This window comes from Pseudomonas sp. Eth.TT006 (assembly GCF_054456575.1).
Genome location: NZ_JBTJEN010000006.1, coordinates 299025 through 312227, shown reverse-complemented (window position 1 = coordinate 312227; position 13203 = coordinate 299025). Strand labels below are relative to the sequence as shown.

The window sequence follows — 13203 nt, the reverse complement described above, 5'->3', positions numbered from 1 at the left end:
GGGCGTCAGCTGACAGTGCCGCCCTTGGCTTCACTGATGATCTGCCGGATCGCGCCGACAAACGTCTCCACCGGCTGCCCGCCCGTGACCGCGTACTGACCGTTGAACACCACGGTCGGCACCGAGCTCACGCCACGTTGCAGCCAGACTTGCTCTTCTTCACGCACCTCATTGGCGAACTCGTCAGAGGCCAGAATCGCCGCCGCGCGCTGGCGATTCAGACCGACGCTTTCAGCAATCTGGATCAATTGAGCATGATCGGACGGGTTGCCGCCGTCGGTGAAATACGCCTTCAATAGCGCCTCTTTCAACGGCAACTGCAACCCCTCAAGCCCGGCCCAGTGCAGCAAGCGGTGGGCATCGAAGGTGTTGTAGATGCGGCTGTTGCCATCGGTGGGAAAGGCAAACCCGACCTCGGCGCCACGGGCGCGAATCGCTTCGCGGTTCTTCTGCGACTGCTCGGGGGTTGAGCCATATTTCTGCTGGATGTGCTCGCTGATGTTCTGTCCTTGCGCGCCCATTTTCGGGTTCAGTTCGAATGGCTGGAACTGGATCTCGGCCTGTACTTCGTTGCGAAGGACCTCCAGCGCCTGCAGCAGGCCATACAGACCGACGGCGCACCACGGGCAGGACACGTCGCTGACAAAATCGATTTTCAAAGCGGAACTCATCACACACCTCGCGAGCGGGAATCGTGCGGAAAAGTTTTCACCATACACCGTCAGGTGCCGAAGGTGTCGGTCCGTCTGTTGGCGAGGAACAGCCCCTACCGCTCGTCCAAAACAGTCGTCTACCTGTTAGTTCTGACAGTGGCGTCCCTTGTCTTTTTGCCGCTCAATGGATTCACACGCGCGCCGTCCACGGCGGGTTACGCGCCTCATTCGGTCGGAGATCGCCATGACTGCCCCGTTCATCTACACCCGTGAACAACTGGCTGCGATTCAAGCAGAAAGCCCCCAGCAACGAGTCGATCCGTTTGCCGAGATCAAATCAGCCGGTTTAATTACGGTAAAGGGGATACTCAAACTGTTTGCCGTCCTGATACCGGGCTGGCACCCGGTTGATTTTCCTCAGGCCCTGTTTGGCGTCAGCGCTGAAGAAACGGCAGGCACCGGGCAGGGCTGGAGGGTGCTGATTCCCTCCTACCTGATGATGGAAAGGGGCGATACCGTAAGCGTGTACATGGGCAAACGCCTTGAGCCGGGCGAGGCACCCGATCCAACCGAGCGTGGCACATTGATCACGACGATAATCGTCTCTGCCGACCATGATAATCAGAACATCCTCGGCATACTGCCCAGAACAGTTATCGACAGACCCGGTGTCCATTCGATGTGGTACACCATCGAGCGGGTCAGCGGCACGATATCCGAGCTGTCAGACAAAATTATCGTGTGGTTCAAACCGACCTTTCCTGACAGCCTTGATCCCACCGGCAAACTCCCCGACCGCGTGCCCCTGGAAGCACCGGATTTTCCAGCGTTGATCGACAAGAATATGATCGAATCCGACGTTGACTTCACCATTACGGCCTGGCCGAACATGAGTCGGGGAGACGAAATCGAGCTGACCGTTGGTAATCAGGTCGTCTATTACGTCATCACTCCCGAGCAGATCGGCAAAGACATTCTGATGACAGTAAGTTCCGCCGTTCTCAAGCTCATCGGGCACGCCGATCCATTGCTGGTGAGTTACAGGATCATTGACCAGGTGCATAACGTCAGTCTGACCTCGAAGGTCGGCGTGGGCATCCTGGACCCTGATAAAACTTATCTGGAAGCCCTGACTGTCCGATTGACTGTGGACGATGTGCTTGCTTTGGACGACCTTGGGGGCGCCCCCATGAAGGCTGACATACCGGTGCCGCGCTCACAGGCCATCGTCGGCGACAAGGTAAAGCTCTACCTTGAGGATGGGGCCAGCGGGTATCGCGAAGTCTTTGGTCCCCTCGATTACAAGGCAGGCGTGGTGACGTTCGACGTGCCCTTCGCAACAGTGAAAAAACTGGCGCCGACGGTTCTCACCTTGAAATATGAGCGCATCCGGACCACCTCTGGCAGCGTGGTTCGCACGCCGTCCTATCCCTATTCACCAAGATTGATCGGCGAACGATATCGCGCCCCTGCGCCCATTGCGCCACAAGCCCGTGGTGCGGTATTTCCCGCAGAGCTCGAAAGCGCGGAGATCTATGCCGGCCCCGGTATCGACGGCATAGTCATCGGTAATCGGGTGACGCTCACCTGCCTGAGCACCAGCGCTGGCGGCACAACTCGTTTGCAGACCTATGAGCGTTTCGTCACGCGTTCGATGGATATCCCCGGGACGGGCATCGTGGTGCCGTTCGTTATTGAAACGCGGCATTTCAGCACGTACCCCAATGGCTCCATCATTATCTACTACGAGGTCACCGGTGATGGGCACGATCAGCCTTTGCTTTCCTTTACCAGCTACTTTCGTATCGGTCGCGCTTCGGACACGCTGGTGGTGGTCGAAGTCGGCAAATCCTCTTCTGGCATACTTGACCCCAAGGACATCCCTTTCGGTACGCCCGCCATTTGTCGCGCCGCCGCTCACACACAGATTGGCGATACCGTGCACCTGGAAGTCTGGTCTCTGGGTACCGATCTGGATCCGCAGGATCGCCCGGTGTTTTTCGATTCATTGCCGGTCGGCGCAAGCAATGTCGGCAAGGACATCGAATTTCGCCTGACATTGGAGCTCGTCCAGTCGCTGCTCAATCGCATTATCGTCGTCGACTGGTACATCGAACGTCCACGCGAGCTACCCCTTACCGCACCGGAACTGATTTTACGCATCGGCGCCAAGGCACTTCTGTTACCTGCACCCAAGCTGGTAGAGGCATCGGTGGACAACAAGATCGATCCGATCAAGACCAAAAATGGCGCCACCGTGAAAGTCAGTTACCTCGGCATGGATCCCTCGCATCGAGTGACTCTGAACGTAAAGGGCCGTGAGGGTTTTGGTAGTCCGGTCCTGGAGTCGCGGCCGGGCAGCGCCAGCGGTACCTTACTGTTTACGCTGCCGCCGACGGCTGTGCCTGCCAACATCAACGGTTTCATCTCCTTACACTATGTAGTGACGCAGGAAGGTATCCAGGATCAAAGCTCCGATGTTGCCCGGTATGACGTAACGTCCATTGCCAACCCGGAAATCAACTACCCGCGCATGAGCATTGCCGAAGCACCGGATCACAAAGTGCTCAACCTCAACCATTTCGCAGGGAACGCTCGCTGGACACTGATCCCTTGGCTGTTCATCGCCGCAGGTACCCGCATGCGGGTGGCCCTGAGTGGGCAGAAACAAGACGGCAGCGAATTCGTGATCATGCTGTTTGACGGGGTAATCACTGCCAATCACGTCAGTAGCGGATTGAGCGGCGTGATCGATCGCGCTCAACTCAAGCTATTCAAGGACGGTACGCAGATATTCGGCTTGTCGGTGGCCAGGTTCAGCGATAAAGGCGGCGCTGACACCTTTTTCCCGATGCTGGAACTCACCATCAAGACCGAAATGCTCGCTCGCCCGGCAATCACCCAGTTGATCGACAATCAGGGCAACATCACCGGCCAGGTCAGAAACGGCGGAACCTGTGACGATCCCACTCCGCAACTGGTCGGCACAGCGTCCCCGGGCAGCAAGGTGCTCCTGTTCAATGGGCAGACGCCGCTGGGTTCGGCCACGACAGATCAGAACGGCATCTGGAGCCTGGTGGTCAATGTCGGGCACGGTTGGAGTAACCTGATCGCAAAAACCGCAGACGGGCAGCAGTCGTCTTCGTCCTGGACGGTGAGGGTTCAGCCAGACCTGTACTCCCTTACCAGCTTCAACGTCGGCAACTTCAATGGTTGGATCCCAGGCGCAGGCGCACAAAGCGGACGCTGGCTGGGGACGGCCCCTCACTGCCTTTTCTATATCGATACTCCGGCAAAAATAGATAACAGCGGGTACCTCTTCGTCCGACGCTTCAACCTGATCATCGGCGCTCAGTACGAGTTTACCTGCGCGATTTACAATACGGCGGTGAATGGCTACGACGTGGACCCGAAAATCGCTTTGGTGGTCGATCACATGCTGCACACGTCACACATCACCGTTTACAAATTCACTGGCTGGAATACCCTGGGAGGCAGGTTTACCGCTACGGCAGAGTCCGCCAATTTCTACATCCACAACGCTGAGCCCGGCGACATAGGTAATGACTTCTTCATCGAGAACCTGTTTGTTCAGCAAGTGACCAACTGAAGCCCCGGCCCTCATGCCGGTAGAAAAAATCCCGCCGGGCTGAACACCACGGCGGGATTTTTTTCATGTGACTGCGCACACCTTCAGAGCAGATTTCCCGCCGCCCCCGGCTCGATCTGCGCCCAGTGCGAAGTGTCTTCACGGTGCTGCTGCAGGTACGGCAGCACCGCCGCCAGCAACGGCGCCTTGAACGCCTCCTGAAAACGATGGGCCAGCCCCGGAATCAGTTTCAACTGACTGCCGCGAATGTGCGCGGCCAGGTGCACACCGTGCATCACTGGCAACAGCGGATCGGCGGTGCCATGCACCACCAGCGTCGGCACGCGCAATTGATTGAGCAAGGCCACCCGGCTCGGCTCGGCAAGGATCGCCATGATCTGGCGTTTTACGCCTTCAGGGTTGAACGCGCGGTCGTAGGCAATCGCCGCTTGATGCAGCAACGCCTCGCGGTCATCGGTGACCGACGGGCTGCCCAGTGCCGCCAACAGGTCTGCCTGTTGCTCCAGCGTCACCTCGCGATTCGGCGCACCGCGGCGCGCCAGCAGTTGCACCAGCGCCGCGCTCGGCGCCGGCAAGCCCTCGGCACCGGAGCTGGTCATGATCAGCGTCAGGCTCTCGACCCGTTGTGGCGCCATCGCCGCCAGATGCTGGGCAATCATCCCGCCCATGCTCGCGCCGAGAACGTGAAACTGGTCGATGTGCAACGCATCCATCAGGCCCAGTGCATCGTCGGCCATGTCGGTCAGCGAATACGGCGCCGACACCGGCAAACCCAGCTTGTAGCGCAGCACTTCAAACGTCAGGTTGGCCTCGGCCGGTGCCTGGCGCCAGGTCGACAGGCCGACATCGCGATTGTCATAGCGAATCACCCGAAAGCCTTGCTGACACAGCGCAACCACCACTTCGTCCGGCCAGTGGATCAACTGCCCGCCCAGGCCCATGACCAGCAACAGCGCCGGATCCGACGGCCGCCCGATGCTTTGGTAGGCGATGCTCACTTGTTGCAGATCGACATGCTCGGTCGGCACGTTCACATCACACCGCGCAGCGGCGAACACTGGCACAGCGAATAAAAACGCGACCAGAACGGCCGCGCGCGAAAAAAATCCCTTGCTCATGAAAAACACCGAAACGCAGAACCCCAGTAGAGCGCGAGTCTGATGAAGTTTGTGCAAGCGCGCTGCCACAGTTCGATGACAGTTTGATGAAGAGTGCCGAGCGGTCATCGGCAGCCCACTTCAGAGCAATATCCCGCTACCACCTGGCCCTGCGATCTGCGTCTTCTAATGGCTTGAAACCGGCCTTTGCGGCCCTTTCAAGCTGTTCTGGAGACCCGTCGCCATGCTCGACATCCCGCCACCCGCCATCACCGACTTCGGCCCGTTTCACCCGCTGCCGTTAAACCTCAACGAGAACCTCTATCTGCAGGCGACGTCCCGTTGGCAGGAGTGTCGCCGTCAATGGCGTCAGCTCATGGCCAGCCACTCACCGTCGATATCCGTCGAATGGTGGGACGCGCGCGCGCCCTACTCTGCGTTATCGCGTCGGGAACTGGCACTGGCACTGTATCGACAGCACTTCGAAGCCGCGTGCCAGATCGCCTGCGCCGAAGCCACGATCACGGTTGAACAACTGCGCACGCTCTCGGCGATCAGCGACCCGCCGGACGATGTATCGTCGGGACTGCACGTCACCCGGCCCTCGTTCAGTGACGGACGCCAGCCCTGGCCGGGAACATTGAAAATCCGGCTGACGGTCGATCAGACGGCCCGTCACGTGTTGTACGTGCCGGGTCGCCCACAGGCATTGATGCTGTTCAATAGCCTCGCCGAGCTTGGCAAATGGCTGTTCGACCAGCGCCAGTCTGCGTCCGCACCGCCCGCTAGCGCGATCGTTCTCGACTACATCCCGTTGAGTGGCGACCCATTGCGGCAGAACTGGCTGGCGTTGCTCAATCAGACCTTGAGCGCGGGTGACCATCCGCCTGAATTTGCGCTCGCAACGTTATTCGCCGAAACGCCGACACGGCCGGCGGAAGAAGCGCAGACCGAGGCTGATCCTGCACCATTCGCTTTACTGGACCCCGATATTCCTCGGCCGCTGCGCTCGGCAGCGCTTGCCCGTGAGCATGCTGCGCTCGACGCTCTGCTGGGCAAAGAAGTCAGCGTGGCAAAGGATCATCCGCTGCGGTTGACCCTGAAACGGCAGTTCGAGGCACTGAGTCTTGCCGAACAGGCCAGTCAGACTGCGGCGCAAGCGCTGTTTGAGTCGGCGCGGCCACAGCAGATGCTCGAGTTGCTCCACAGCAGCAACATGCATTACCACACACTGCACCAGGCCCGCCGCGATGGCCTGCGCGCCGAAGCCGACCTGCAACGCACGCTCAATCAGCTCGGCGCAAGCGATCACCGCCGGCTGATGACCGTACTCGACGCTACGGATCAGAAAGCCCGAGCCTCGGAGGTGATGGTTGCGCGGGTCACCCTGTCGGTTACCGAAGGGGGAAACAGCTACAGCGAAGAGCTGGCCGGCGTGCTGGTGATCGCACCCCCTGGCGACGAAAACGCTGCAATGGACGAGGGTCTGTTGCTCTATTGGCCTGGCCAGTCTGGCGGGCTGCAGCATTTCACTTCGCGCCGGGCGCTGGAGGCCTCGTTGTTCAAGCGCACAGCCGGTGACCGGCATGCCGCCATTCACCTCACGCCACTGAGCGGTGATCCGTTGACCTGGGCTCTGCAACAGCAGCTCTACTCCTGTGCACAGCAGGCCGTGCAGATTATCCGTGAGCACCTTGACCCCGGCGAGCGCGATGCCGCACTGCAGAGGTTGCAGGCACTGAGCATTACGCTATTGACGGTGCCCGTGGTGGCCGCCCGCGAACTGGCTTATGCCCAACGTCAGGAACAGGAACGAGCCGCTGAACTGGCCAGCGCGCTGCCGGCATGGTTGCGTCAACTGGACGTCAGTCAACGGCCGCGTTTGCAGGCACTGATCGAGCAATACCTCGACGCCACCCAGCGTGCCCACAATCTGTTGCAGCGCGATCTGCCGTCCCGCGAAGCCTTTGCCCGCCAACGCATCGACGAACGCTTGCGCCTCGACTTCTCGCTGCACGAAAACACCCGCGTCGAACTGGAATTGCCCGACTCCACGTCCTGGAAAAAAGTCGTGATGGAGGGAGCCGCGCCCGGCACGCCGCAACGCAATGTGCTGATTCCCGGACCGGTCCGCCGCACGATGACCTTGGTGGAACTGGCCCTGAGCAACATCGACCAGGCCCTGTGGTGGCGTCTCTCCTTTCTGCGCCTCAACATCAGCTCCGACGTCGAGGCTGATCGTCAGGCGCTGAGCAGCGGCCTGACTATGGCCTACCTGCGGCGCCTGGTCACTGAGCTGGATGTGGCCGGACGTTATGAACAACGATTGCGCGAAACTTTTCTCGGGTCACCCTCAGCGTCGGCCTTTGCCACGGCATGGCGCCGTGAATGCCTGACCGAGCCGTGGCGACTGATGCTCAAGCTGCAAGGCGAGTTTGCACTGCTGCAAGGCCAGATCGACGCTCAGGGCAAACAGGTGCTGGACTTCGTCACGGATGCCTCGACCGCAGCAGCCTACGCACAGGATGGAAAAAATATCGTGCTGCTGCCGGCCCACCTCACGGTCGGTGGAGAAGACACAGCCGGGCAAGGCCCCAGCACGTTGGCCGGGGTGACATTGATCGTCGAACAGACCCAGGGGCTGACACTGCTCTATCTGCCGGATAACCCGGAGGGCGATGGCCTGCGCCAGTTCGATTCGCTGGAGCAGGCGCGGCGTAACCTGTTCAATCGCTGCATCAAAAACAGCATGGTCGACTATCTGGCCGGGCGCACCGTGAGCGGCGGTTTCGCCAGTCACGTCAGTCGGATCAACGAAGCTCAGCGGCGCAACTTCGACGCGCTGATCGGGATCGGAATGAAATGGCCGGCGACCACCTCACTGTCCGCGCATTTGCTCAATGTGCATATGGGGCGTCTGCTCGAGGCGCATCGTGACAGCTCACGTTCCAACGATGCGCTGTTTCTGGAGCAGCAGGCATTGCAGTCCGGTGCGGTATTCAATTACATCAAGATGGCCCTCGGCTTATTGCCGTTTGTGGGCACGGCACTTGGCGTTTATGACGCGTGGAGCAGTGCCAACCGCGCCGTTGCCGCATTCTTGCGCGGTGAAGTCGGTCAGGGGCTGGCCGAAGTCGAGGCCGTGTTGCTGGCGTTGATCGATGCGGCCATGGACGTGCTGCCAGTGGTCGCAACAGGCCCCGACAGCCTGCGCACCCTGGCTCGCGCAGTTACCCGTCGTCGCCATCTTGTCGCCGCAGCCAGTACATCGGGCGCACTGCGCCCGCTGCCACGGCGACAGGCGCGCCGGGCCGCCGAGCAGTTCAAGGGTTACGAATATGAACACCAGATCTCTCTGGCAGACGTGCAACCGGGTACCCAAGGGGTTTATCGACAGGTGTACCGGCATGCCGATGGTGATTTCATCCTCAGTCAGGGCCGTGTCTATCGCGTTCAATTGAGCGACACGCACCGCGGCTGGCGCCTTGCCGGCACGCGCGCGCGGTTACAAGATGCCGATCGCCCTCGATGAGTCCGGCCAATGGAATACCCATTACGCCGTCCATGGAACACTGATGGACGGCGGAGGGGCCGGCGGAGGGGCGGCGCTCGGACATCTGGCCAATGGCATGGACCCGCTCTGGCCCGAAGCCATTCGCCGCTGGCTGCCACGCTGGTGGACCGACCGGCACCTGCGCCGCCAACTGACGCTCAGTCACACCGTCGACCACGACATGGCCCGCCTGCAGACGCAAACGACGGCCACCAATGCCAGCCTGGAACGCTACAACGCGACCACTCTCCAACAGCGTCAGCCGTTGCGTGATGCGCTGGATCGAGCGTGCCTGGCGGACATCGAACTGGCCGAAAACAGCTATCAAAACCTCGAGCAATTGCTGCCATTGAGTCACGGTCAGAAGCGACGGCAAATCAAATACATGCAGAGCCAGAGCGCCAGCGTGGTGACCGACCGCGCTCTGTACCGGGTTCATTTCACCAAGGATCGCTTGCTCGAATACCTCCACCGCATCGACCAATTGCTCAAGCTCTCCGACGCCACCCCCGCCACCGATACCCGCCGCCATCTGGATTTGATGAGGCAGCGCAAAACCCTGCGCAGCACGTTCCTCACCGAGTTCGCGCGGGCGTACTCACAGCTCGAACAGGTCAACCTCTGGCATCCGCGCATGACCGATCAAACCCACAGAGCGCGAATCGCCGCGGATGTCGCCTCGGTGAACAGCACCTTCAGTCCGGCCAACCAGCGTTATCTCAATGCCGCGCACCGGCTGGAACTGATCACCCATCCCGACGCGATAGACGACGCCACCTGGGGCTACTTCCACGTACAAATGAAAAAGGCCCGCACGGAAATCGGCCGGGCGATGTTCACCCAACACAACCTGACGAGCGTTAAAGCCAACCCGACTCAGCGGGTCCGGGTGCTGGAGGACTGCCTGACGATCTACACGCAATTCCGTCGCGGCCTCAACGCCTGGACGCTGGGCTATCCGCAACATCTGGACTTCGAGCACGTCGCTCCGTTTCTCGACCATCTGGCCAGGCTCGAAGAACACGCCCGTTACGCCTTGCGCAATCGGACCGTGTCCCCGGCAGGCCAACCGGCCAGCGATAAACGGCTTTTCGAAACGGATGACAACCGCCTGTTGGTCGGGGTCGAGCAAACGGACCCGGTCACTCGCCAGAAGCGCTTTACCATCGAAGGCGCTGACGGCCACACCGAGACCTGGCTACCGCGCAGCAGTGGCAAATACCACTTGGCTGAACCTGCGGCACCGCTGCAAACCGCGACGACAACGCCCTTGCCGCCGCTGCTGGCGGAGGCGCGCAAACGTCTGGACGCGGGACCCGCCTATCAGAACAAGATCGAGGGCTATGCGCGTCAGGACATGCTTCCCGTCGACCTGGAACACATGATGCTCAGCGAGGCGAGCGAACTGTCAGTGCGGGCGACCACACTCGAAGGACTCTCCCCGCGCGAGCCATTGATCCGCCAGTTGCACGATCAGGCCAGTGAGCTGAAACGACTCGGGCGCCGCTTGCGCATCGAACAAACCTTGAACAGCCAGACACCGAGCGAAGGCTATCTGGACTATCTGCTGGCGCAAGAAGTGGTGGAGATCCGCAAGGAGACCGGGCTGCGCGATCTCGGCAAGCGCGCGGATGGCACCAGGGATCTTCTCCAGGAATATGAAGTGCGCGACCTGACCCGACAGCCGCCACAAACACTGTGGTACGCGCATTTCCATTACCGTTCGGCGAAAGCGCCATTCACCGACTTCGTCAAAGCCCACCTGAAACTGCCGGCGCAGCGCAATCTCGGTCTGCAATGGCAACAGACCCAGGCCCGCAGTGGCATTGAAGTCGAATCGATCTGGCGCGGAGACATTGGCCGGCCCATGGCGCTCAAGCACTTTTCCACAGCAGGATGACAACCTGCCAAACATGAGACAGACTCAACACCGTTGTCCTGATCACAAATTTTGTTCATGGAGCCAGCGGTGCTTGAGATCCGTCACCTGAAAACCCTGCATGCCCTGCGCGAAGCCGACAGCCTGGTGGATGCGGCCGACCGCCTGCACCTGACCCAGTCGGCCCTGTCCCACCAGTTCAAGGAACTGGAAGAGCGTCTGGGCATGCCGCTGTTTGTGCGCAAGACCAAACCGGTGCGCTTCACCAGCGCCGGTTTGCGCCTGCTGCAATTGGCGGATGCGACCCTGCCGCTGCTGCGTGCCGCCGAACGTGACATCAGCCGTCTGGCCGGTGGCACTGCCGGGCGCCTGCACATGGCCATCGAGTGCCACAGTTGTTTTCAGTGGCTGATGCCGACCATCGACCAGTTCCGCGACGCCTGGCCGGAAGTCGAACTCGACCTCGCCTCGGGCTTCGCCTTCGCCCCGCTACCAGCGTTGGCCCGGGGTGACCTGGACCTGGTGGTGACGTCCGATCCACTGGACATCGCCGGCATCACCTATGTGCCGCTGTTCACCTACGAGGCGATGCTGGCGGTGGCCAACCAGCATCCGCTGGCGAGCAAAGCGTACATCGTTCCCGAAGACCTGCTCAGCGAAACCCTGATCACCTACCCGGTGGAACGCGACCGGCTGGACATCTTCACCCGCTTCCTCGAACCGGCCGACATCGAACCGGCGCAGGTGCGCACCTCGGAGCTGTCGGTGATGATGATGCAACTGGTCGCCAGCGGCCGTGGCGTGTGCGGCATGCCGCACTGGGCGTTGCATGAGTACAGCTCACGCGGCTATGTGAAGGCCAAGCGCCTGGGTGAGAAAGGCCTGTTTGCCACGCTGTACGCGGCGATCCGCGCGGACATGCTGGATGCGCCGTACATGCGCGACTTCCTGCTGACGGCCAAGGACACGTCGTTCTCGACGCTGGATGGGGTCAGTGCGGTGCGCTAAAGCGCAGAGTTTCGCTTGCCCACAACGTGACCACCCGTCTGCTCGGCACGCCCACCTGTCAGATCTGACAGGTGACATAGTTTTTCTTCAGCGTTCTGATGGTGCCTGCGCAAGTCGATCAGGCAACCACCGCCGAGGAAAAGAAGATGGACAACTCCAGCAACTCGCCCCAAGACAATACAGTCCTTAAGCTGTACCCCATGACCATCCCGGGCTTGATAACTGAGGTATTGCCTGCTGGTAAATATCACGGCGGTATTTCGCGGACCCTCTATTCGGAGACTACCCCGCTAGCCATGGTGATTGATCCGTACCTCGTTAGAAATGCTCTGGCCGTAGGTGATTCGGTCGTGCTTTGGGTCAACGACGAAGAGACGTCCGCGATCAAGATCATCAAAAGTGGTGAAGAAAACCAGCCCATAGATATGAAGCTGCCATGGGGCTGGATGATAGATGGCCTGAACACCTTGTTTTACCGAGTGAAGCGAGTCAGCGGGAACTACGAGGACTCAACACCCGTGCTGAACCTTTTGTTCCATACCCCAGTCACCGGGATCACGGTCAGTCATCCGGGCAGCATCGATGCAACACAATCCGCCACGTTTACCATCACCCGCAGCTACCCGCGTGAATATGACAATATGACCCTGACGATCGGTCGCTGGCGCAAGACCATCGCGGATATCCATCAAACCAACCCGATCACTTACACCCTGACTCCCGCCGAACGTCAGGAGATTGGCGAAGGCTCGCATACGGTGAGTGCCACAATTGTCGATCAACTGAAAAACATCAGTGTTTCGCCGACCAGTTCCATTGTCCTCAAGAAGGAATGGGAAGATCACTACACCTCACTGGCCGTAGAAGAAGAGTTTAACGGCTGGATTCGCTACACAGGGGCGCGCTCCGGCAGAATCCGCCCGCACTTCATGAACAATCAATGGGTCACCGCATTTTTTAACTTCACCGATCAGGGCCCCGCAACAGGCTTCGCCGGAGCGGTGCTGTATCGGGACTTTGTCTGCATACCCGGGCAATACCGGTTCACCTTCGAGGGCACGCATATTGCCGACAGTCCCGGACCAGGGTTGGTCAACCCGATCCTGTGCGCAGATACAGGCATGGCACAGTGGCCGGGTGATCGCCGTATAGTGCCAAAAAACGGAATCTGGTACCTGTTTCTGAACGCCTTCACCCTCACTCAAAAGCAGACCGTGCGTCTGTACGTCAGCAATTTCCAGGACGGTAGCAACGGCAACGATTTCGGCATACGAAACATCCGCGTTGAGCGGGTGAGTACTGACGGCGGCATCATGAGCGCGTCCGCATCCGAGTCGGAGTCGGAATTGCAGATATATGAAGGGCCTGTGCCTAAGTTCGATTACCCTGATTGATCAGTCGGA

The 13203-nt window shown here is 60.0% G+C and carries 7 protein-coding genes; 5 read left to right on the top strand and 2 right to left on the bottom strand.

The window, feature by feature from the left end; all coding sequences use genetic code 11:
• Positions 1-5: 5 nt before the first annotated feature.
• Positions 6-671, bottom strand: a complete 666-nt coding sequence (locus ACXR0M_RS12620; protein ID WP_458832182.1) for a DsbA family oxidoreductase — start codon at positions 669-671, stop codon at positions 6-8.
• Positions 672-897: 226 nt separating this feature from the next.
• On the opposite strand from ACXR0M_RS12620, the gene ACXR0M_RS12615 reads away from it, so the two are divergent.
• Positions 898-4263: a hypothetical protein gene (locus ACXR0M_RS12615; RefSeq protein WP_458832181.1), complete on the top strand. Its 3366-nt coding sequence runs from the start codon at positions 898-900 to the stop codon at positions 4261-4263.
• 83 nt (positions 4264-4346) lie between these two features.
• On the opposite strand, the gene ACXR0M_RS12610 is transcribed toward ACXR0M_RS12615, so the two are convergent.
• Entirely contained in the window at positions 4347-5381 is a 1035-nt protein-coding gene (locus ACXR0M_RS12610; protein ID WP_458832180.1) for an alpha/beta fold hydrolase, read from the bottom strand.
• A 223-nt stretch (positions 5382-5604) separates the two neighbouring features.
• Here ACXR0M_RS12610 and ACXR0M_RS12605 point away from each other — a divergent pair, with 223 nt between their 5' ends.
• The 4 genes from ACXR0M_RS12605 (at position 5605) to ACXR0M_RS12590 (ending at position 13194) form a co-directional block, all read left to right on the top strand.
• Positions 5605-8892: a dermonecrotic toxin domain-containing protein gene (locus ACXR0M_RS12605; RefSeq protein WP_458832179.1), complete on the top strand. Its 3288-nt coding sequence runs from the start codon at positions 5605-5607 to the stop codon at positions 8890-8892.
• On the top strand, positions 8873-10813 hold the full coding sequence (locus ACXR0M_RS12600; RefSeq protein ID WP_458832178.1) for a hypothetical protein: 1941 nt from the start codon (positions 8873-8875) through the stop codon (positions 10811-10813). The genes ACXR0M_RS12605 and ACXR0M_RS12600 overlap by 20 nt, the downstream gene beginning before the upstream one ends.
• Positions 10814-10882: 69 nt before the next feature.
• Complete coding sequence (gene metR, locus ACXR0M_RS12595; RefSeq protein WP_458832177.1) at positions 10883-11800, top strand: transcriptional regulator MetR; 918 nt, start codon at positions 10883-10885, stop codon at positions 11798-11800.
• A 146-nt stretch (positions 11801-11946) separates the two neighbouring features.
• Positions 11947-13194, top strand: coding sequence for a hypothetical protein (locus tag ACXR0M_RS12590; RefSeq protein WP_458832176.1), 1248 nt, complete (start codon positions 11947-11949; stop codon positions 13192-13194).
• Positions 13195-13203 lie beyond the last annotated feature (9 nt).

Excerpts from the sequence above, each read along its gene's own strand:
- ACXR0M_RS12620 (WP_458832182.1), bottom strand. The coding sequence starts at position 671 with ATGAGTTCCGCTTTGAAAATCGATTTTGTCAGCGACGTGTCCTGCCCG.
- ACXR0M_RS12615 (WP_458832181.1), top strand. The coding sequence starts at position 898 with ATGACTGCCCCGTTCATCTACACCCGTGAACAACTGGCTGCGATTCAA.
- ACXR0M_RS12610 (WP_458832180.1), bottom strand. The coding sequence starts at position 5,381 with ATGAGCAAGGGATTTTTTTCGCGCGCGGCCGTTCTGGTCGCGTTTTTA.
- ACXR0M_RS12605 (WP_458832179.1), top strand. The coding sequence starts at position 5,605 with ATGCTCGACATCCCGCCACCCGCCATCACCGACTTCGGCCCGTTTCAC.
- ACXR0M_RS12600 (WP_458832178.1), top strand. The coding sequence starts at position 8,873 with ATGCCGATCGCCCTCGATGAGTCCGGCCAATGGAATACCCATTACGCC.
- ACXR0M_RS12590 (WP_458832176.1), top strand. The coding sequence starts at position 11,947 with ATGGACAACTCCAGCAACTCGCCCCAAGACAATACAGTCCTTAAGCTG.